Source organism: Streptomyces sp. HUAS TT7, assembly GCF_051550175.1.
Taxonomy (GTDB): Bacteria; Actinomycetota; Actinomycetes; order Streptomycetales; family Streptomycetaceae; genus Streptomyces.
This window is the reverse complement of sequence record NZ_CP196175.1, coordinates 3,249,815-3,270,610: the sequence shown is the minus strand read 5'-3', so window position 1 is coordinate 3,270,610 and position 20,796 is coordinate 3,249,815. Positions and strand designations below refer to the sequence as shown.

The window sequence follows — 20,796 nt, the reverse complement described above, 5'->3', positions numbered from 1 at the left end:
GGAAGTGCATCGCGCGAGCCTGCCCGCGTGCTCCTCCCCTGGGAGGGGTGGGCCCGTGCCAGGGAGACAAGCCACTGCTCGCTGCCCCCCCCCACCAGCACACGGGAGCCAGAGATGCTCACCACCCGCACCACTGCGGCCTGCCCGGCCGCCCACCCGGCACCGATCGTCTGCCCACCACCCCCGGAGGGGCTGTCACTCAGCCTCACCCTGCCCGGTGAACCGCACTGCGCGGGCATCGCGCGCAGCGCGGTCCGCTCGGCCCTGCACGCTCACGCGCTCGATCCGTTCGCGCCCGAAGTGGTGCTCGCCGCGTCCGAACTGGTCGCCGTGGCCGCGTACTTGAACCCCTCCCAGGACCTCTACCTCTCCCTCCGGCATCGCGACAGCGCACTGCGCCTGATCGTGTACGACGCCCATGCCCGGCACGCCCATCCCCGGCTCGCCACTGCCTGTGACGCCCGACGCCGGGGCGGGCTACGGCTGCTCGCCGCGGTTGTACGGGATTGCGGCGGCGACTGGGGATTCGGCGAATCCCGCGAACCCGGCGGCGGCACCCGGAGCTGGGCGGTGCTGCCGTGCCTCATGAACTGAGGCTGATCGGAGCAGGGCGCAACCGGTCCGGCGCTGAGGCGGCCGGTCCGGGGGCTGCACTCGGCTGATGCCGGGCGCGGCGTAGTGCTGTGGCCGGCTCGGATATGGGCGCCTGTGAAGCCCACGCTGCTCGCGCCTTCCCGGCATGCAGGATGCGCCGCCGCGGCGCTCCCGCTCAGGCCGACCTGCGGCCAGTGCCCAAGTAAGCCGTGACCTGGTGCAATCGCTGCCAGGCTGAGGTATTGGTGCCGTCGCCGAAGGTGAAGTGCAGGGCTGGGCGGGCGGTTGGGCCGAGTTGCGCGGGGGCCAGTTCGGCGAGAGCGCGGCGGGTACGGGCGAGGCCGAGCTCCGCCACCGCGTCGGGGCCGAGGGTGAACGAGAGTGGGATGGACGGCGGCTCATGGTGCGCCGGAGCTGTGAGGTCGGCTCGGGCCGGACGCAGTTCGGTGACCATCGTGGCGAGGTCGTGCCGGTCCGCTAGGGTCTCCGCCAGCTTCGGCAGCGCCTCCAGGGGCGGGCGTTGGCCAGCGGCGTGGCCGACTGCCAGGGTGATGTGTTCCTCGATGCCGGCGCGGGTGTGGGCGATGCGGGTGGTGGCGATGGCTGGTCTCTCGGGAGCGCCGACCGCGACGAGCCAGGTGGGGGTGGAACTTCGTGCCCTGTCGCGGGCTAGATCCGTCAACTGGCCACGTGACCAGGGCAAGTTGACGGGCTCGGCCGTGGACCATCCGGCGGGCGCGGCGCCGGTGAGCATCTGCCAGGCACACTCCAGGGCCCCGCCGAGGACGAGGTGGTCGGTGGCGGGGTGGATGGTGCGCAGCGACAGCACCAGCTGCCGTTCGCTCTCGCCGTCTGCTCGGGGGCGCTTGAACGGCGATGCGACGCGCGGTCGCCCGTCGGGGTCGGCGGCCGGGGTGAAGTGTCCGTCGTTCCAGGTGAGTTCGGATCCGGTGAGGCCGTCGTAGTAGCCTTGTTCGGGATCCTGTACGACCCAGCGGCCGGGTATGTGGTCCAGGAGCGTGCGCAGGGGGAGGGTGAGCCGGGCGCGGGGCGGGGTAATGAGGTGGAGTTCGCGGCCGGTGCCGGTGGTGAAGCGGATGACGTCGGCCAGCCAGGGGGTGGCGGCGGCGATGGGGCGGTCGTGGATGACGATGGCAGCCTTGTCGGTAAGTACGTCGATGCCCGTCGGCCCAAGTACTGCTTCGGCTGCTCGACCGGTGTCGGGAACGGCGACGACGTCGGTGTGGGCGGCCTCGCGAGGCCAGGTGGTGCCGTCGAGCACCGCGACCAGCCGCCCTGCCACCGAGCCTGCCAGCCGCCGAGCCTCCGTGACCGCGCTCGTACCACGCACCTCGGTCCACCACACCGGAGCAGTGGCATCCATGCCGAGCAACCGTGCGGCTTCGCCCGGAACTTGGAGGAAGCGGGGCGCTTCGATGGAGACGAGGGGCTGTCCGCTGGCACGGCACAGTTGCGCGACCGCGCCGTTGGCCGCCCCGTTCACCCTCAGGTCCGGACCGCCCGCGTGCAGCGCGGCGAGCAGCGTCTTGGTGTCCGGCATGGCCGGGGTGAGGGCGATGACGTCGTGGGTCATGTACTGCTTTCTGAAGTACGGGGCAGAGAGCCAGATGCCTCGATCAGAGGCGATCTGTCAGATCGATACCGAGGCCGTCCTCCTGCGCCTCGGAGGTGAAGATGCCGAACTCGACGGCGTGGCCGAAGTAAGTGGGCTCCCCTACCTCAGGTGAAACGCCGAGGAGAACGGTGATTTCGCGCAGCGCATCCGCGAGGCGCGGTGCGTTCCGCGAAAACACCTCTGGCTGCGGGCGCCCTGAGAAATCGAGCGGGCTCCAGATGTCGTGATGCACTGCGAGGTTCACCGCCACACCGAAGAGATTCGGCGAAACCGATAGCTCGATGAGCCACTCCCTACGGCCCTTCCCCGGAGCGTCGAACCACGTTCCTGCCCCACCGATATGGAGATCACCGACTTCTGCATCGGGAAATGCGACGGGTCTGCTTCCAAGCACCTTCCCAGGAAGGTCTGGATCATCTAGAGGTCGGTGTGTGAAGAGCATGCTCCGTACGCCTGAAGGCCCCGCATCGAGCACGTACCAGGCGTACTCCAGCTTCACTGGATCCATTAGGTCGAACCGCTTGAGAACATTGGTGACGCCCGCCGCAACAGCGAGGGCGGATTCCAGGCCGGACGGAACAGTCTCTCCGAGGTCCCAGTACCAAGAACCGCACTCCTTCGGCGCGCGGGGCAATGTAGACATAGCGTTTCCTGATTTGGAAGGGCCAGACACGCGAGCCTCAGTACCGGCCCGACAGCTCTTCCAGCGCGTCCAGAGATGCGAGCTCCCGGGCAGCCCCGGTGATGAGGCCGAACTCCGGCCGCGGCGGTCGCCGGGCCAGCCAGTCCATTGCGGCGAGCGGGGCCAGGCCTTGGCTGTGGGCTTCCCTCAGGGCCAACAGCCATCCGGCCCCCGCTTGGAAGGCGATGTCACCGACGGCGACTCGCGGCGCGAAACCGGCCGCATCATCCGCGACGGAAGCCCAGAGGTATCCCACCACGTCTCCGGCGCGCTCGACGGTGAGGTAGCGCACCGGGTGATCCGTGATGCACTCGTACTCGTACTCGTCCTCGGACTTCGGGAGCATAGAGCGCAACCGCCGGTACTGGTCCGGGACTTCAAACGTCCCCCAGGCATCGTCGTAGGCAGGCCCTTCGATCCTGACGTCCTCGAATCCGTCCTGGGTCGGCTTCGCGAAGTAGTTCTCGTCGCCGGGGTCGGGCGCGCTGCCCAGCAGAGCCGAGATGCTCTCAAGGGCCCCAGCAAGACGGGGCGCGTTCAGAGCGTGTACCTCGGGCTGTTCCCGGTCCCGGGTGTCGATGGTCAACCACGCGTCGGAATAGGTCTCGAGTGTCACCATCAGAGAGCGTCGTGCCCAGAGGGTCACCTGGATGGTGAACAGCTTCTCTGCTCGGTACTTGCCGTCCCGCTCCAGCCAGTATCCGGGGCACTCGACCCTGATGGTGACGACGCAGTCCTCCTCGACCGACTCCGCCTGGTCCATGGCCCTCGCGAATGCGGTTCCGGGGGCCAGTGGCTCCGGCTCCAGGTTCATACCGGCGGCGTCGATCAGTACGTCCCGCACGTCGCCCGCGGATCGAACGGAGACACCCACCTTGCCGACCGGGGTCGCCAAATCCCGCTCGGCCAGAATGTTCCAGATTTCGAGGGCGACTTCCGCAGCCCGGGCGGCAGGCCGGACCCCGCCGGAGGCTGGCGCGACCTCCCAAGTCCAATCGCCCACAGGCATTGACGAGTTGATCACAGTATGTCCTTGGGGTCGAGTTTGCTTCCGGGCGGGACGACGAGGTTTCCGTCCTTGAGGCGTATGACGAACGTGATTTTTAGGTTCTCCGGGTGGTCTACGTCACGACGGACAGCCATGAGTTCATCATAGGAACCGTTGGCCATCCATTCGGCGCGCGTTCCCCGGCCGCCGTCCACAAGCAGCACACGGTAGTCCGCTTCGGCGATCGCCAACTGGTTCAGGTACTTCGGCCGGGTGATCTCACCAACCTGGTCAGCAGGGTCGTTGAGGTGCTTCATCTGATAGGCGTAAACCTTGCCGGACTCGTCCGCGATACGGACGTCCACATCGGCACCGGGCGGGTGCTTGAGCTCGAAGTCTATGGAATGCGCGGGCACACCGCTCTTCACCAAGTCGTCGGCGAAGATGAGTTGATCAGCGCCCGGCTGGAACATCTGCTTCCTGCCTGCCCCGAGCGATTTCACTACCGTGGCGAATTCGTCGCTCTGATTGAACTGGCCCGAAGCGATGATGTCGGCGACCCTCTGTCCATCAGCTTCCGTGGTGAGCCGGTCGATCACCTTCTCAAGAAGCTTGGGATTCGGCCGCACTTTTCCGGGGATGCCCTTGACGGCATCCCGCAGCCGTTGCTCCGTCTTTCCTCCACGGACCATCGGCTGCCCTTCGCCCCCGGGCGAAGCCGCACCATGTCCACCAGAGGTGTCGCCGCCCCCGGTCCCGCCATCGCCGGGACCGTGCGGTGTGTGCGGGCCATCGTCGGCCGCGCCCCCGCTGCCACCATGGTCCGGACCGTGATGACTCGCGGAACCTTCCCCATGCTCGGTATGCCCAGTCGGGTGGTCGCTCTCTCGCCCGCCGTGGCCGTTCGCCGCGGGACCGGTGTCCTTGCCACTCCCCCCATGCGTTTCGTGGCTACCCCGTGGCGGCAGCCCCTCGCCCGCACGGCCAGCTACCCCATGCGCATGGCCTCCCGCACCCACCCCCGCGAGTTCCCGCTCACCACGCCCCGCCCCCGTCGCGAGGTCTCCCTCGCGCCCGCGCGGTGCCGGTGCCAGGTTGGGCGTGCCGTCCGCGTTGATCGGGATGAGCTTGCCGTCCTTGCCGACCCGGTATCGGTGGTCCAGGTCCAAGATGCCGTCGGGGAACTTCGACTTCGGTATCTGGAAGTGGTCGGTCACGCTGGCCAGCACCTGGGAGACCTTGGGCAGGTCGGACAGGGCCTTGACCGCCTTGAGGCTGCCGGAGATCGGGTCGAGCACGTCGCCGATCTTCGACAGAGTGCCTGCCGCCTTCGCGATGGAACCGCCCTTGCCCAGCTTCGATACGCCCGCGAGCGGACCGGACCCCAGGGTGATCAGGTTGAAGAACACCACCGCGTGCGCGCGGGCAGGGTCCTTCTTCCACATGTCGTAGGCGACGAACTGCTTGCCGAACTCCTTCGCATACGCCTCGCTGTCACGCTGCCATTTGGAGACGTGCTCGCCCTCACCGATCAGATCCATGCCGTACGCGTAACCGCCGACGAACGTACGGCGCAGCCCGTCCCAGGCCTGGTCGCGAGCGGATTGGCCGTGATACCCGAGCAGCATGCCGATGCCGTCGATCCCGCCCCAGATGCTGTCCTTGGCCAGACCGTCCCAGGCCCAGCTCTTGGCGCCATGCGCCCACCAGTCCAGGCTCCAGCGCTCGTACGTGCGCTCGTCAGGGCTGCCCCAGGGCAGGTTGCCGATGTCCTTCAGCATGGCGGCGCTCTCGCCGTACATGCCCTTCGCGTGGGTGCCGTCGTCCACGATCCACGTGGGCCGGCATATCGCGGGGGCGATCGCCTCGATCTTGTTGGCGGCGCGGCGCTCGGCGTCCTGGAACGCCGCGCGCGCCTCGTTCACGCCGTCCCACAGCGCCTTGTCGCGGTCGACCTTCTTCTGGTCCTTCGTCCAGCCGTCATCCCCCTGGACCTCGGCGACGAAAGCGATCGCGTCCAGCTTCAGTTGCTTGAGCCGGTCCGCATGCGGCTTGGCCTCGGCAGTAAAGATGTCCAGCGCGTCGGCGAGGGACTCGATGTGCGTGGCGAACGTATCGGCGGTGTCCATCACCGGCCTGGTCGAGGAGAACAGCTGCTCGGCTTCCGGGGCCTTGTAGTAGCCGGCCGTCGCCTGGAAACGCGAGTGCACGTCCTGCCCGTTGTTACGGATCCCGGTCGCGTATGTGCGCAGTTGTGTGACAGCCGTCGCCAGCTTGTCGAAGTCACCGGTGTACTGCGGGATCTCGCTCGGCTCGATCATCCCGACCGCTTCCCGCCCTTGCCGCCGGGCTCCTTGCCCACCGCGGCCAGTTCTTCCGGAGTGGGTGCCTTGGCCGCCTCGCGCTGCGCCTGGGCCGCCATCTCCACATCGCCGCCGATGTACTCGGTCGTGGCCTTGACCGTGCCGTCCATCGTCTTCTTCGTACGGGCCGCCATGAACCGGATGCTGCTCTGCGTGTCGGAGGCAAAATCTGCCATCGCGACTCCCACCGGCCCCGGCGGCGCCTCACCGCAGTACGGACCACTGATCGTGCCCACGAAGCGCCCGGCGTCCACCATGCTGTCGCCGTAGCCCTTGATGTCCTTGCTCAGGTCATCCGCCGCAAGCCCAACGAGCGACAGTATGGACGCCACCCCGCTAGGCGTTATGTCCCACCCCGTCATCAACCAGCCCCCGCAACCCTGTAGCCCCGTAGTCGGTATGCATCCTCACACGCACCACTGACACACACCGGTGTCCATGACTATCAAGGGGGTCGTTGCACATGCAATGCGATTCAGGCCGATCCTTGGCTTGTCCAGGAGCGGGGCACCTCTCGCCTTGGTCCGCTTCGCCGATGTGGGCGACCCCAAGGCAGCGCCCTGGAAGCAAACTTGAAAGCGCGGATGCTGTCGCGACGGCATCCACAACCCACCCCGTGGTGCAGCGCTGGTCAAGTCTCAGGAAGGCCCGGTCTTGTCCGGGGTGGCCGCCAACTCGGCCGTGTCGAGATCGAAGTCGAAGGGGGCCGGGATGTGAAGGGGGCGGCCGAACGGAGCGGTTGTCCGTGAGCGGTATCCGTGCGGCGAGGGGTCCCAGAAGCAGGTGATTTCGGCGGCCTGCATGTCGAGCACCAGGTAGACCGGAACCAGCTGACCGTAAACGGCCACCTTCTCCTCCCAGTCCGCGTCCCGGGTGGACAGTGACGTGAACTCGGCGACCAGTGAGAGCGCGCCTCCGTCGGCATGCCGTCCCTCGGCTTCGAAGGCGGCCTCGTCTGCGACGAAGAGGTCCGGGCCGTAGCCGCGCTCGGCGGCAGGGAAGCGGAAGAGGAACGGTGAGGTGTCTGCGATATGGGCCTTCGGAGCGTGGGCCTCGAGTTGCGATCGGAGCAGCCTCATGGGGCGAAGGTAGCGAAGCTTGGACCACGGCGACACGACGATCTTCCCTCGGATGAGCTCGGCCTTATAGCCGTCTGGCGTGTTCAGTTCCTCGACAGTCCGCAGCAGTTCTTCGAAGGTCACGTTTTGGACTGTGTCGGCGTCTGCCTCTGCGTCTATGGCTGTCGGGCGGTCAGTCATGATGGTCACCGCGGTCCTCCATGCGACTACGGGGAGTGGTCCTGCATCAACCGTAGCGCCGGGCGGGGGCATAGGCTCCCCAGTAGATCGAATTCACTTACCTGTGGTTACGCAGAGTGACACCCCTTCGTGGCCCGCGGCGGGTGACCCGCCTTGCCGGCCCTGACGTCACGGGCGTCGCCGGTGTCGGTGAGGGCGGGATGTGCGCCTTGTCGGTGCAGCCGTAGTCGGTGGGCCGGCGCACCGCACGCGCGCGGGCGGCTGCTGGCGCCGGATCAGGTGGCGGCGCCCGTCCCTGCGTCGTTCTGCCGAATGCCATCAACTAGCCACCCTTTATGGGAAGTTGACCCACCCCCGACCCCGGGTGGCCGCAAAGCAACGCTCAGGCGACCGGCGGAATCCCCGGGTCCGGGACCCACGCAATCCACAGGCGTGGTTGTTACCGTGCTGGGTATGAAGCCAAGGCTGGTACGGAGCCGTGCGGCGACGGCTGGGGTGTGTCTGATCGCCCTCGCGGGGGCGGCTGCTTGCGAGCCCAGCGGTGGGAGCAAGGGGGCGGAGGGTTCCGTCCGGGACACCGCGGCCGCTCCCGGAGTGAGCGGGGCCGCCCCGTCCGCACCCCGCGCGAGCGATACCACCCCGCAGGTCAAGGCCGACGGCGCGCTCAGCAGTGAGCAGCTCACCGCGGCCGCGCTCGCGACCGGCGACGTCGAGGGCTTCGCGGCCGAGCCCCTGGAGGGCGGCACCCCGACCGGCAGCTCCCGTACGGCCAAGGCCGAGTGCATGCCCTTCGTGTCCGTCATCAACGGCACCCCCGAGCCCGCCCCCTCCGCGACCGTCTACCGGCGCCTCGTCGACACCACCGAGGACGGGCAGGCCGACCAGACCGTCGTCACCGAGGTGCTCGGTTCGCATCCGGCCGGGGCCTCCGACGTGCTCGCTCGGCTGCGTACCGCCATCGATGCCTGTTCCGACGGCTTTCAGACCAAGGGCGGCGACCTGGAGCCCTCCGTCTTCACCGAGGTCAAGGAGCTGCCCGCGCCCGAGGCGGGGGACGAGGCCGTCGCGTACGAGTTGATGGGGACCGCCCAGGGCGACCCCGTGCCCATGGTTTTTCAGGTGGTGCGGAGTGGGACCACTGTTGTCACCTACTACGCGGTTGATGTCAGCGGGGGCGACACGCCGCGGATTCCCGACCGGCTCGCCGTTGCACAGGCGGCCAAGCTCAAGTCCTGAGATCCTGCCCGGCCGAGCCGGCTGCGACGGTCAGCCGAGAGCCCGGCCGCAGGCCCCACGCCTCCATCGCGCCCGCCTCCGCCTCGAGCACGTGCCGCGCGCGCGGCCGGATCGCGCCGAGGCGGCCCGGCCTCATCGTGCGTACCGCGATCACGCGCAGATGGCGGTCCAGATGGGCCACGTCGATCGCGAAGCGCATCCTGAAGGTGTGCACGCTGCTCGCCCGGGTCAGCAGGAGCGCGCCCTCGATGCCGTCCCGGCCGAGCAGGCCCCGCGTGCGGGCCCGGTAGGACGCCGCGATCTCCAGCGGAACCGCCGTCCCGGCGCCGTCGAGCACGCTCAGCGTGCCCGTTCCGTCCCTCCATCGGCCCATGGATAAACGGTAGTGGCTCACGGGGCCGCCGCGTAGGGTCCGCAACATGGGCCGAAACATCAGGAACCACAACAACCGCCCCTTCGAGGAACTGATCGACGAGGCCGCGTCCGTCTCCGTCGACGGCTGGGACTTCTCCTGGCTCGACGGCCGGGCCACCGAGGAGCGGCCGTCGTGGGGGTACGCCCGGTCGATGGCCGGGCGGATGGCCAAGGCCACCGCCGCCCTCGACATCCAGACCGGCGGCGGCGAGGTCCTCGCCGCCGTGCCCCAGCTGCCGCCGCTCGCCGTCGCGACGGAGGGCTGGCCACCGAACGTCGCCCGCGCCACCGGCCTGCTCCACCCGCGCGGAGTGGCGGTCGTCGCCGACGAGGACAAGCCCCCGCTGCCGTTCGCCGACGGCGCCTTCGACCTGGTGGTCAGCCGGCATCCCGTCACCACCTGGTGGTCCGAGATCTCCCGCGTCCTGTCGCCCGGCGGCACGTACTTCTCCCAACAGGTGGGCCCGGCCAGCGTGTTCGAGCTCGTCGAGTACTTCCTCGGGCCGCAGCCGCCGGAGGTGCGCGGCGGTCGCGACCCCGGCAGGGCGCGCAAGGAGGCGGAGAGCGCGGGCCTTGAGGTCGTCGATCTGCGCCTGGAGAAGCTGCGTACCGAATTCAACGACGTCGGCGCCGTCGTCTACTTCCTGCGCAAGGTGATCTGGATGGTGCCGGGCTTCACCGTCGAGGAGTACCGCGACCGGCTGAAGGCGCTCGACGAGCAGATCCGCACCGAGGGCCCCTTCGTCGCGCACACGACACGCTTCCTGATCGAGGCGCGGAAGCCCCTGAGGCCGACCCGCTGAGGCCCTAGCATCCGGATGTATGGGGACAATTGCTGACCAAAGGGTAGGGCGGCGCAGCCGGCCGCCGATCACGCCCGTACCCAACACCTCCCGCATCCTTCGCGTACGCATCGGCCGGCCCGCCCTCCTGTGGTGGGGGTGGGCCGTCGCGCTCTTCCTCCTGTACGCGACCGTCTCGGGCCGCCGCCAGGCGCTGGTCCGCACCACCGGCTACGACCTCGGCATCTTCGAGCAGGCCGTCCGCGCGTACGCCCACCTCCAGGCGCCCGTCTCCCCCCTGCGCGGCGACGGCTTCAACCTCCTCGGCGACCACTTCCACCCCGTGCTCGCCGTCCTCGCCCCCCTCTACCGCCTCCTCCCCTCCCCGTACACGCTGCTCCTCGCGCAGGCCGCGCTGCTCGCGCTCGCCGTGGTGCCGCTCGCCCGGCACGCCGCGCGGGTCCTCGGCCGCCGGCCCGCCCATGTCCTCGCCTTCGGGTACGGGCTGAGCTGGGGCATCGCATCGGCGGTCGGCTTCGACTTCCACGAGGTGTGCTTCGCGGTCCCGCTCGTCTCCTACGCCCTCGAAGCGCTGGCCCGCCGACGGTGGCGGCGCGCGATCGCCTGGGCCGTGCCGCTGCTCCTCGTCAAGGAGGACCTGGGGCTCACCCTGGCCGCGATCGGGGCGTACGTCGCCTGGCGGGGCCCGCGCCGGCTCGGCATCGCGGCCGCCGTGACCGGCCTGGTGGGCAGCGCGCTCGAATTCAAAGTCCTGATGCCGTTCTTCAACCCGGCGGGCGCCTACGCGCATGCCGCGAACCTCGCGCCCGCCCACCACTCGCTGCTCACCACGCTCGCCCTCGCGCCGCTCGACGCCGTACGCCCGGAAGTGAAGACGACCACCCTCGTCCTCGTCTTCGCGCCGGCCGCGCTCATCGCCCTGCGCTCGCCGCTCGCCCTGATCGCGCTGCCCACGCTGGGCTGGCGGATGCTGTCCGCCAACGTCTTCCACTGGGGGACCGCCTTCCACTACACGGCCGTCCTGATGCCCGTGGTGTTCGCCGCCCTGACCGACGCGCTGCGCCCGTACGCCGCCGACGGCGGCCAGCTGACCCGGCGTCATGTACGGGCCTCGCTCGTGACGACGACGGCGGTGACGCTCGTCCTCATCCCCTCCTTCCCCCTCGCCCAGATCGCCCACCGCTCCACATGGCGCACCACTCCACACGTCACAGCGGTAGCCGACCTGCTGCGCCGCATCCCCGACGGCGTGACCGTCGCGGCCTCCAACCGCCTTGTCCCGCAGCTGACTTCACGCACCACGGTCGTCCTCTTCCCGACCTTCCCGGTGCACGGGAAGCTGTACGAGACGGACGGCCCCATCCCGCGCCCCACCGCGCAATGGATCGCCTACGACCGCGTCCCGCCGGAGTCCTGGCCCTACCCGCGGGGCACCTGGCCCCACCCGGCGCCCCGCCAGGAGCAGGAGTACGCCCTCGCGCTCGCGAAGTACGGATATGTACGGGTGGCCGAGGCGGACGGGATCTCGCTGCTGCGCCGAGCCGAGGGGTCTTCGCGTACGCGCTGACACCGGACGGTCACCCGGAGCGCCTGCCTTGACCCAGTGGGGTGAAGCACACGGGGAGCGAATTCCGGGCCGCGAAATCCGTCGTCGAGCGGTGCTCCGATCCCGGCCGCGACCCGTCTGACCTGCACGGTCAAGGCCGGGTGCGCAGTGGCGGTCACCCCTGCGGGGGACCGGCGGTCCGTACTGGACCGGTTTCGGAGCGTAGTTCCGGAGCGCCGTGGCGCCCAGCATCACTTACGAAGGGTTATGGTGGAAACCCCCCCTCGGGCCGGTCCGTATCCCCCCCACGGACCGGCCCGTTTTTTCTTTCGCGGGGCCCGGTCAGGTCCGTACCACGCGGGACCGACCGCCTCCGGCTCCCATCCGGCTCAGCCGCGGCGGGCCCAGATGTTGGTGCCCTCGGTGTCCACGGCGAAGACGTCGATCTCCTTCAACTCCGCGTCGGTGAGCGTCGGTCCGGCGAGCGCCGCCACGTTCTCCTCCAGCTGCTTCACGCTGGACGCGCCGATCAGCGCCGACGTCATCCGCGGGTCGCGCAGCACCCAGGCCAGCGCGAGCTGTGCCAGCGACTGACCGCGCCGGGAGGCGATGTCGTTCAGGCCGTTGAGCCGGCGTACGACCTCGTCGCTGAGCAGGTTCGGGTCCAGGGACTTGCCCTGGGTGGCCCGCGAGCCCTCCGGGATGCCCTTCAGGTACTTGTTGGTGAGCAGGCCCTGGGCGAGCGGCACGAAGGAGATGCAGCCCATGCCGGCCGCCTCCAGCGTGTCGAGCAGCCCGTCGTCCTCCGTCCAGCGGTTGATCATCGAGTACGACGGCTGGTGGATCAGGGCCGGAACGCCCATCTCCTTCAGGAGGCGGGCGGCCTCGGCGGTCTGCTCGCTGTTGTAGGAGGAGACGCCCACGTACAGCGCCTTGCCCTGCTGGACGGCGGACGCCAGCGCGCCCATCGTCTCCTCCAGGGGGGTCTCCGGGTCGAAGCGGTGCGAGTAGAAGATGTCGACGTAGTCCAGGCCCATGCGGCCGAGCGAGGCGTCGAGCGAGGACAGCAGGTACTTGCGCGAACCCCACTCGCCGTACGGCCCGGGGTGCATCAGATAGCCGGCCTTTGTCGAGATGACGAGCTCGTCCCGGTACGGGGCGAAGTCCTGGCCGAAAATCTTGCCGAAGTTCAGCTCGGCCGAGCCGGCCGGCGGGCCGTAGTTGTTCGCCAGGTCGAAGTGGGTGACACCCAGGTCGAAGGCGCGGCGCAGGATCGCGCGCTGGGAATCCAGGGCGCGGTCGTCGCCGAAGTTGTGCCACAGGCCGAGCGAGACGGCGGGGAGCCTGAGGCCGCTGCGGCCGGTCCGGCGGTACTCCATGGAGTCGTAGCGGTCCGGGGCTGCGAGGAAGCGGAGCGATTCAGTCACGTTTCCCTGCTTATCACGGACTTGTGACAGACCGAGTTGGGCCGCCGTCGCCCGTCCGCAGTACTGTGCTTTCCCTGGGGCGGCCGGTGTGCGGGGCGGCGGCGGGCCCCCGGAAGGCAACGAGAGGGTGGAATCGGTGAGTTTGCGCGACCTGGTGTACAGGCTCTATGCGCGCCGGGTGGAAGGCCGCCTCGACCACGACCAGGTGCCCAAGCACATCGGCGTCATCCTGGACGGCAACCGGCGCTGGGCCAAGGCCTCGGCCCGCAGCCCCGAGCAGGGCCACCAGGCCGGTGCCAGCAAGATTCAGGAACTGCTCGGCTGGTGTGCCGAGACGGACGTGGAGGTCGTCACCCTCTGGCTGCTCTCCACCGACAACCTGGACCGCCCCGAGGACCAGTTGATCCCGCTGCTCGGCATCATCGAGGACGCGGTACGGGACTTGGCGGCGGACGGGCGCTGGCGCGTGCACCACGTCGGCAACGCGGATCTGCTGCCCGGGCACACGCAGGCCGTCCTCAAGGAGGCCGAGCAGGCCACGCACGACATCGACGGGATACTCGTCAATGTCGCCGTCGGCTACGGCGGCCGCCAGGAGATCGCGGACGCGGTGCGGTCCCTGCTCCTTGAGCACGCCTCGAAGGGCACGTCCTTCGAGGAGCTCGCCGAGATCGTCGACGTCGAGCACATCTCGGAGCACCTGTACACGCGGGGGCAGCCCGACCCCGACCTGGTCATCCGCACCAGCGGTGAGCAGCGCCTGTCCGGCTTCATGCTCTGGCAGTCCGCGCACTCCGAGTACTACTTCTGCGAAGTGTTCTGGCCGGCCTTCCGCAAGGTCGACTTCCTCCGGGCCCTGCGCGACTACGCGGCGCGCCACCGAAGGTACGGCACCTGAGGGGTGGGTCCCGTTTAACCCCCCTCTTTTGTCCTCAATCGCCGGACGGGCTCGTGGTCCCGTCCGGCGTTCTGCTGCCCGTCCCCCACGCCTGCGGCGAGCGTCCTCAATCGCCGGACGGGCTGAGTGTGCCGTTGGCCGGCCGCGGGACGTCTGTGGCTGGTCGCGCAGTTCCCCGCGCCCCTAGCAGTACCGGCCATGGCGGGGTGCCCATGTGGGCATACCTGGCCTGGTGGTGATCACGGACGTCAGCCCATCTCTAGCCTGTCCGGCGTTTGAGGACGAGCGCCCTTTAGGCGCGAACGGGGTCTGGGGCGGAGCCCCAGGAGAGCAGCTCAGCCGCTTCCTCACCCCCGGAGGGTCTTGGGGAGGGGCGGGGTGGGGGAGAACTCCGGGCATATGACGGGGCATGGCCTCGCGTGTTCGAGGGCATAACCCACCCAGGTCGACGTCCGGTCCACGGACGTCGTATCTCAGTGAGCGGCATCAGCGCCGCTCGCCCGGGAGGCCCTTTGCACCAGGACGACCGCGCACCGCGCGCGGGCGACGTGGAGGGCCGGAGCTCGGCCCGCGCAGCGCGGTCGAAGCCCGGTCCCAGTTTCCGCGACGCCGTCGCACCCCGATCTCATGCGCCTCTTAAGAGGGGGTACGTCCTTCCGTGGTGACCAGCACAAAGCGCCGCATGCCCGACCGGCGCACCTACGTCCTCGACACCAGCGTCCTGCTGGCCGACCCCAACGCGATGACCCGGTTCGAGGAGCACGAAGTGGTGCTCCCCATCGTCGTGGTCACAGAGCTGGAGGCCAAGAGGCACCATCCCGAGCTCGGTTACTTCGCCCGGCAGGCGCTGCGCCTGCTGGACGACTTCCGGGTCCGGTACGGACGTCTCGACGCCCCCATCCCGTTGGGGGAACTCGGCGGCACCCTCCGTGTCGAGCTGAACCATTCCGATCCCGGCGTACTGCCCGCCGGCTACAGGTTGGGGGACAACGACTCCCGGATCCTCGCCGTCGCCCGCAATCTCCAGGCGGAGGGATACGACGTCACCGTCGTGTCGAAGGACCTGCCGCTGCGGATCAAGGCGTCGTCGGTCGGCCTGCTCGCCGAGGAGTACCGCGCCGAGCTCGCCATCACCGACTCCGGCTGGACCGGAATGGCCGAACTGCCGCTGAGCGGCGAGCAGGTGGATCTGCTCTTCGAGGAGGAGACGCTCTACGTTCCGGAGGCCGCCGAGCTTCCCGTCCACACCGGGCTCGTGCTGCTCTCCGAGCGCGGCAAGGCGCTCGGGCGGGTCTCGCCGGACGGGAACGTCAAGCTGGTCCGGGGCGACAGAGAGGCGTTCGGCATCCATGGCCGCAGCGCCGAGCAGCGGATCGCGCTCGACCTGCTGCTCGACCCCGAGGTCGGGATCATCTCGATGGGAGGCCGGGCCGGTACGGGCAAGTCGGCGCTCGCGCTCTGCGCGGGCCTCGAAGCCGTCCTGGAGCGCAGGCAGCACAAGAAGGTCATGGTCTTCCGGCCGCTGTACGCGGTGGGCGGGCAGGAGCTCGGGTATCTGCCGGGGTCCGAGGCCGAGAAGATGGGCCCCTGGGCCCAGGCCGTCTTCGACACGCTGTCCGCGGTGACGAGCCGTGAGGTCATCGAGGAGGTCACCTCGCGCGGCATGCTCGAAGTCCTGCCGCTCACCCACATCCGGGGGCGCTCGCTGCACGACGCCTTTGTGATCGTGGACGAGGCGCAGTCGCTGGAACGGAACGTCCTGCTGACCGTTCTGTCCCGTATCGGGGCCAATTCGAGGGTGGTGCTCACCCATGATGTGGCCCAGCGCGACAACTTGAGGGTCGGCCGGTACGACGGTGTCGTGGCGGTCGTCGAGAAGCTGAAGGGCCACCCGCTGTTCGCGCATGTCACTCTCACCCGGTCCGAGCGTTCGCAGATCGCCGCTCTGGTGACCGAAATGCTGGAGGACGTCTCTATCTGAGGCAGTACGCACCAGTTGGCGCCGTCCGGCGAGCGCAGCAGCGTAGCCGGGCGGCGCCTTCTTGTGGGCGGAATTGATAAAAACTACTGGGGCGAACGGGGTGTGAGGTTTCACACGCAACGGGGAATTGCCTCGCGGCATCGGCTTCCGGCAGAGTCTTGCATCCGTCAGGCCCCGCATACGGCACCCCTGTACCCCGGGTATCTCCGTACCCTCGCAACTCAATAGCTGAGCCGTATGCCGCCCGCGCATCACGCGGCACTTCCCGCAAGGGAGTTGCCCATCGGGTCAGTTCCTCCCGTGACCCAGTAGTTGGGAGGAGAGAGCCAGGGGCACGATTGCGTCCGCGAGGTCACCCGTGCGGGCGCTGCTGGAAGGAAACCGTGTGAGCCGGATCTCGGTCCGGGGATTCGCGGTGGCGTCTGCCACTGCGGTCACCACCGTTGGCGCCGTCGTCGGCGTTGCCGCAGGAAGCCCCGCTGCCGCTTCGAACGACAACTTCGAGGCCACCGCAGCCGACACGACGCTTCTCGCGGACATCCCCGCCGGCCAGCAGGCCCAGGTGCAGACCGCGTCCCTGACGCAGCAGGCGGACGCCCAGTCCGCGCAGGCCAGTGCCGCGGCGAAGAAGTCCGCCGAGGAAGCCGCGCGCGTTCAGGCCGCCGAGGCCGCCAAGGCCAAGAAGGACGCGGCCGACAAGGACAAGGCCGACAAGGAAGCCAAGGCCCGCGACCTGGAGACCCAGGCCGCCAGCCGCTCGGCCGCCCGGACGGACTTCGCGGTCAAGAGCTCCTACTCGATAGCCGACGTGCAGGCGATCGCCCGTCAGATCGTGCCGTCGGGCCAGTTCCAGTGCTTCAGCAACATCGTGAACAACGAGTCGAGCTGGAACTTCCAGGCCACCAACGCCGGTTCCGGTGCCTACGGCCTCGTCCAGGCGCTGCCCGGCAACAAGATGGCCAGCGCCGGCGACGACTGGCAGACCAACCCGGCCACCCAAATAAAGTGGGGCCTGGGCTACATGAACGAGCGCTACGGCAGCCCGTGCGGCGCCTGGTCGTTCTGGCAGGCTCACAGCTGGTACTAGACGGCAGGCCGGGGAAAGAATCCGGCCGGAGCCGCTCAACCTTTCGGAGCCCCGCACCGTCCTTCGGTGCGGGGCTTCGCCCGTGTACGGTCAGGTCCGGACGGCTCGGGGGGAAGCGGTGAGGAGACTCAGCGGTGGGGGAAAGGGAAACGGCGGGATCATGTCGAGAGTGCCCAGTTTGCTCGGACGGCTAGGCGCCGGACTGACCCGGATGGGAGAGCGCCTGGACGAGCGCCGGGCCGAGGCGGAGGCCGGGACCGAAACCGGTCCGGTGGTCGTCGAGCCCGCGATGGCCCCTCCCGCGGCCGAGCCCCCCGCACGGCCCGGGCCGCAGGCGACCGAGGCGAAGTCCCCGCCACCGGTGGCGCCTTCGGACGACCACGCCCCCGAACACGTACCGCCGCCGCCCTCGTACGCGCCCGCCGTCGCCGCCCGGCCCGATCCGGTGCTCGCCGTGCCGTGGAGCATGCGGGTCGCGGCCGAGGTCGGCTGGCGGCTGCTCGTCCTGGCCGGAACCCTCTATGTACTGACGCAGGTCATCAGCGCGATCCGGCTCGTGGTGCTCGCGTTCGTCGCGGCCCTCCTGATCACCGCGCTGCTCCAGCCCACCGTCGCCCGCCTGAAGAGGATGGGGCTGCCGCGCGGGGTGGCGACCGCGGTCACGGCGATCTCCGGGTTCGTCATCATGGGGCTCGTCGGCTGGTTCGTGGTCTGGCAGGTCATGGACAACCTCGACGACCTGTCCAACAAGGTGCGGGACGGCATCGAGGAGCTCAAGCGCTGGGCGCTGAACAGCCCGTTCCATGTCACCGAGGACCAGATCAACCAGATCGCCAAGAACCTCAGCGACACCATCGGGTCCAACACCAACGAGATCACCTCGGCCGGGCTCCAGGGCGTGACCGTCCTCGTCGAGGTGCTCACCGGCATCCTGCTCGCGATGTTCTCGACGCTGTTCCTGCTGTACGACGGCCCGAAGATCTGGCAGTGGGTGCTCAAGCTGGTGCCGGCCGCGGCCCGTCCGGGCGTCGCGGGGGCGGGCCCGCAGGCCTGGCGCACGCTCACCGCGTATGTGCGCGGCACGGTGATAGTGGCTCTGATCGACGCGATCTGCATCGGCGTCGGCATCTACTTCCTCGGCGTGCCCATGGCGGTGCCGCTCGCCGTGTTCATCTTCCTGTTCGCCTTCATCCCGCTGGTCGGCGCGGTCATCTCGGGCGCGCTCGCGGTCGTGGTCGCGCTCGTCACCGACGGGGTGTTCAACGCCCTGATGGTCCTGGTCGTGGTCCTCGCGGTGCAGCAGATCGAGGGGCATGTGCTGCAGCCCTTCATCCTGGGGCGCGCGGTCCGTGTGCACCCGCTCGCGGTGGTGCTCTCGGTGGCCGCCGGCGGCTTGGTCGCCGGCATCGGCGGCGCCGTCGTCGCCGTCCCGCTGGTCGCGGTCACCAACACGGTGGTCGGATACCTGCGGGCGTACGCCCGTGAGAACGCGCTGCGCGGTGCCGTGGCGGTCGAGGAGGCCCCGGCCGCCGAGCCCGTGCCCGTCGCCGCCGACCGGGAGTAAGCCACAGGACGCGGAAGGGCCCCGCCGGTGCGACATCGGCGGGGCCCTTCTGATGCACGTGCGCGAGAACTACTCGGCCGAAGCGGCCAGCGCGGCCTCGGAGTCCAGCGTGACACCCACGGCCGTGATCACCGCGGCGATCTTGAAGGCCTCCTGGATCGTCTCGCGGTCGACACCGGCCTTGCGCAGGACCTGCTCGTGCGAGTCGAGGCACTGGCCGCAGCCGTTCACCGCGGAGACGGCGAGCGACCACAGCTCGAAGTCGACCTTCTCCACGCCCGGGTTGCCGATGACGTTCATCCGCAGACCGGCCCGCAGCGTGCCGTACTCCGGGTCGGAGAGCAGGTGGCGGGTGCGGTAGAAGACGTTGTTCATCGCCATGACGGCGGCGGCCGACTTGGCGGCCGTGTACGCCTCCGGCGACAGGTTCGCCTTCGCCTCCGGCTCCAGCTCGCGCAGCACGATCGGGCTGCGCGAGGCTATGGCGGTGGCGAGCACCGTGCCCCACAGCTGCTGGGCCGGAAGGTCCGAGTTCCCGATGACCGAACCGAGGTTCAGCTTCAGGTCCTTGGCGTAGTCCGGTACGGCGGACTTCAGCGCGTCGAGGGACATGGGTTACTCACCGGCCAGCAGCGCGACCGGGTCCAGGGTGTTCTCGCCCTTGGTCCAGTTGCACGGGCACAGCTCGTCGGTCTGCAGGGCGTCGAGGACCCGCAGGACCTCCTTGGGGTTACGGCCCACGGAACCGGCGGTCACCATCGTGAACTGGATCTCGTTGTTCGGGTCGACGATGAAGACGGCGCGCTGCGCGAAGCCGTCCTCGCCCTCGATGCCGAGGTCACGCATGAGCTCGTGCTTCGAGTCGGCCAGCATCGGGAACGGCAGGTCGGTCAGGTCCGGGTGGTCCTTGCGCCAGGCGTGGTGCACGAACTCGGAGTCACCGGAGAAGCCGAGGACCTGGGCGTCACGGTCGGCGAACTCGTCGTTCAGCTTGCCGAACGCGGCGATCTCGGTCGGGCAGACGAAGGTGAAGTCCTTGGGCCACGCGAAGACCACACGCCACTTGCCCTCGTAGGTCTTGTGGTCGATCTGCTGGAACTCCTTGCCGCTCTCCAGCGACACGCAGGCAGTCAGGTCGTACGTGGGGAACTGGTCACCAACAGTGAGCACGCGCTCTCCTTGCAAACGAGGAAGTCCGGATCGAGCGGATTCGGGAAGCTTCCTACGGGGGTGGACGGATTACCGATCCTGGCACAGAGAGCATTGATCAGTGAAATAGCTAGACTGGGTCAGCGTGATCGGAGGTACCTATCAGTGGCCACCAGTAATAGGGGCATGAGCAACCGGGCCAAGCAGCCCAGCCTGGCGCAGCTGCGCGCGTTCGCGGCCGTCGCGGAACATCTGCACTTCCGGGACGCCGCCGCCGCGATCGGCATGAGCCAGCCCGCCCTTTCCGGGGCGGTCTCGGCCCTTGAGGAGGCGCTCGGCGTGCAGCTCCTGGAGCGTACGACCCGCAAGGTGCTGCTCTCGCCGGCGGGGGAGCGGCTCGCGGTGCGGGCCAAGGCGGTGCTCGACGCGGTCGGCGAGCTGATGGAGGAGGCCGAGGCGGTGCGGGCGCCGTTCACCGGGGTGCTCCGGCTCGGCGTCATCCCGACCGTCGCGCCCTATCTGCTGCCCGCCGTGCTGCGGCTCGTCCACGAGCGCTACCCCGAGCTCGACCTCCAGGTCCACGAGGAGCAGACCTCCTCGCTGCTCGAAGGGCTCGCGGCCGGGCGGCTCGACCTGCTGCTGCTCGCCGTGCCGCTCGGGGTGCCCGGAGTCAGTGAACTCCCGCTGTTCGACGAGGACTTCGTGCTCGTCACCCCGCAGGACCACTGGCTCGGCGGCCGCACCGGCATCCCCCGCGAGGCCCTGCGCGAACTGCACCTGCTGCTCCTCGACGAGGGGCACTGCCTTCGCGACCAGGCGCTCGACATCTGCCGGGAGGCCGGGCGCACCGAGGGGGCGCCGGTCACGACGACCGCCGCGGGGCTTTCCACCCTGGTGCAGCTGGTCGCGGGCGGGCTCGGGGTGACCCTTCTGCCGCGTACCGCCGTGGAGATCGAGACGGGGCGCAACGACCGGCTCGTCACCGGGTACTTCGCGGAGCCCGCCCCCTCGCGCACGATCGCCCTGGCGATGCGGACGGGCGCCGCTCGCCAGGGCGAGTTCGAGGAGTTCGCGGCGGCTCTGCGCGGGGCGTTGCGCGATCTGCCGGTACGGGTGTCGAAGTGAGGTGGTGTGCCTGAACTCCCCCTGAAGCAGGGGGAGTTCAGGTG

Annotated in this window: 19 protein-coding genes; 9 read left to right on the top strand and 10 right to left on the bottom strand. The window is 69.2% G+C overall.

Translation table 11 applies throughout. The annotated features are described in order from the left end of the window. Window positions 1-114 precede the first annotated feature (114 nt). On the top strand, window positions 115-594 hold the full coding sequence (locus tag ACSHXC_RS14475) for an ATP-binding protein (protein ID WP_438291987.1): 480 nt from the start codon (window positions 115-117) through the stop codon (window positions 592-594). A gap of 175 nt (window positions 595-769) precedes the next feature. On the opposite strand, the gene ACSHXC_RS14470 is transcribed toward ACSHXC_RS14475, so the two are convergent. From ACSHXC_RS14470 to ACSHXC_RS14445, 6 genes are all read right to left on the bottom strand, one after another. Next, on the bottom strand, window positions 770-2,188 hold the full coding sequence (locus ACSHXC_RS14470) for a DUF6177 family protein (protein WP_438291985.1): 1,419 nt from the start codon (window positions 2,186-2,188) through the stop codon (window positions 770-772). A 43-nt stretch (window positions 2,189-2,231) separates the two neighbouring features. Then, complete coding sequence (locus tag ACSHXC_RS14465) at window positions 2,232-2,873, bottom strand: hypothetical protein (protein ID WP_344377995.1); 642 nt, start codon at window positions 2,871-2,873, stop codon at window positions 2,232-2,234. A 37-nt stretch (window positions 2,874-2,910) separates the two neighbouring features. Beyond that, a complete protein-coding gene (locus ACSHXC_RS14460) occupies window positions 2,911-3,936 on the bottom strand; it encodes a hypothetical protein (RefSeq protein WP_438291984.1) in 1,026 nt (341 codons plus the stop codon). Next, the gene (locus ACSHXC_RS14455; protein ID WP_438291983.1) at window positions 3,933-6,221 is read right to left on the bottom strand and encodes a hypothetical protein; all 2,289 of its coding nucleotides are present in this window, start codon (window positions 6,219-6,221) and stop codon (window positions 3,933-3,935) included. The genes ACSHXC_RS14460 and ACSHXC_RS14455 overlap by 4 nt, the downstream gene beginning before the upstream one ends. Further along, on the bottom strand, window positions 6,218-6,625 hold the full coding sequence (locus ACSHXC_RS14450; RefSeq protein WP_438291982.1) for a DUF6507 family protein: 408 nt from the start codon (window positions 6,623-6,625) through the stop codon (window positions 6,218-6,220). Before ACSHXC_RS14450 ends, ACSHXC_RS14455 begins: the two co-directional genes overlap by 4 nt. Window positions 6,626-6,901: 276 nt before the next feature. Continuing rightward, the gene (locus tag ACSHXC_RS14445) at window positions 6,902-7,522 is read right to left on the bottom strand and encodes a Uma2 family endonuclease (RefSeq protein ID WP_438296576.1); all 621 of its coding nucleotides are present in this window, start codon (window positions 7,520-7,522) and stop codon (window positions 6,902-6,904) included. A 453-nt stretch (window positions 7,523-7,975) separates the two neighbouring features. Between ACSHXC_RS14445 and ACSHXC_RS14440 the strand changes: the two genes are divergently transcribed. Next, complete coding sequence (locus ACSHXC_RS14440) at window positions 7,976-8,758, top strand: hypothetical protein (RefSeq protein WP_438291981.1); 783 nt, start codon at window positions 7,976-7,978, stop codon at window positions 8,756-8,758. Here ACSHXC_RS14440 and ACSHXC_RS14435 read toward each other — a convergent pair. After that, window positions 8,748-9,131 carry a DUF192 domain-containing protein gene (locus ACSHXC_RS14435; protein ID WP_438291980.1) on the bottom strand — a complete coding sequence of 128 codons (384 nt, stop codon included), beginning with the start codon at window positions 9,129-9,131 and terminating at the stop codon, window positions 8,748-8,750. The genes ACSHXC_RS14440 and ACSHXC_RS14435 overlap by 11 nt on opposite strands. Before the next feature lie 46 nt (window positions 9,132-9,177). Between ACSHXC_RS14435 and ACSHXC_RS14430 the strand changes: the two genes are divergently transcribed. After that, window positions 9,178-9,975 carry a class I SAM-dependent methyltransferase gene (locus tag ACSHXC_RS14430; protein ID WP_438291979.1) on the top strand — a complete coding sequence of 266 codons (798 nt, stop codon included), beginning with the start codon at window positions 9,178-9,180 and terminating at the stop codon, window positions 9,973-9,975. A 19-nt stretch (window positions 9,976-9,994) separates the two neighbouring features. Then, window positions 9,995-11,542: a DUF2079 domain-containing protein gene (locus ACSHXC_RS14425; protein WP_438291978.1), complete on the top strand. Its 1,548-nt coding sequence runs from the start codon at window positions 9,995-9,997 to the stop codon at window positions 11,540-11,542. A gap of 368 nt (window positions 11,543-11,910) precedes the next feature. On the opposite strand, the gene mgrA is transcribed toward ACSHXC_RS14425, so the two are convergent. Then, window positions 11,911-12,948 carry an L-glyceraldehyde 3-phosphate reductase gene (gene mgrA / locus ACSHXC_RS14420; RefSeq protein WP_438291977.1) on the bottom strand — a complete coding sequence of 346 codons (1,038 nt, stop codon included), beginning with the start codon at window positions 12,946-12,948 and terminating at the stop codon, window positions 11,911-11,913. Window positions 12,949-13,084: 136 nt separating this feature from the next. Between mgrA and ACSHXC_RS14415 the strand changes: the two genes are divergently transcribed. From ACSHXC_RS14415 to ACSHXC_RS14400, 4 genes are all read left to right on the top strand, one after another. Beyond that, window positions 13,085-13,846: an isoprenyl transferase gene (locus ACSHXC_RS14415; protein WP_189968569.1), complete on the top strand. Its 762-nt coding sequence runs from the start codon at window positions 13,085-13,087 to the stop codon at window positions 13,844-13,846. A 658-nt stretch (window positions 13,847-14,504) separates the two neighbouring features. Beyond that, window positions 14,505-15,827, top strand: coding sequence for a PhoH family protein (locus tag ACSHXC_RS14410; RefSeq protein ID WP_438291976.1), 1,323 nt, complete (start codon window positions 14,505-14,507; stop codon window positions 15,825-15,827). Window positions 15,828-16,212: 385 nt separating this feature from the next. Continuing rightward, the gene (locus tag ACSHXC_RS14405) at window positions 16,213-16,914 is read left to right on the top strand and encodes a transglycosylase SLT domain-containing protein (RefSeq protein ID WP_438291975.1); all 702 of its coding nucleotides are present in this window, start codon (window positions 16,213-16,215) and stop codon (window positions 16,912-16,914) included. Window positions 16,915-17,074: 160 nt separating this feature from the next. Further along, window positions 17,075-18,478 (top strand): AI-2E family transporter, encoded by a 1,404-nt coding sequence (locus ACSHXC_RS14400; protein ID WP_438291974.1) that lies wholly within the window; start codon window positions 17,075-17,077, stop codon window positions 18,476-18,478. Window positions 18,479-18,547: 69 nt separating this feature from the next. Here the strand turns inward: ACSHXC_RS14400 and ACSHXC_RS14395 are convergent, their stop codons facing one another. Further along, on the bottom strand, window positions 18,548-19,090 hold the full coding sequence (locus tag ACSHXC_RS14395; protein ID WP_386003735.1) for an alkyl hydroperoxide reductase: 543 nt from the start codon (window positions 19,088-19,090) through the stop codon (window positions 18,548-18,550). A 3-nt stretch (window positions 19,091-19,093) separates the two neighbouring features. Then, entirely contained in the window at window positions 19,094-19,648 is a 555-nt protein-coding gene (locus ACSHXC_RS14390; RefSeq protein ID WP_053726283.1) for a peroxiredoxin, read from the bottom strand. Window positions 19,649-19,813: 165 nt separating this feature from the next. Between ACSHXC_RS14390 and ACSHXC_RS14385 the strand changes: the two genes are divergently transcribed. Next, window positions 19,814-20,752 (top strand): hydrogen peroxide-inducible genes activator, encoded by a 939-nt coding sequence (locus ACSHXC_RS14385; protein WP_438291973.1) that lies wholly within the window; start codon window positions 19,814-19,816, stop codon window positions 20,750-20,752. Window positions 20,753-20,796: the final 44 nt, after the last annotated feature.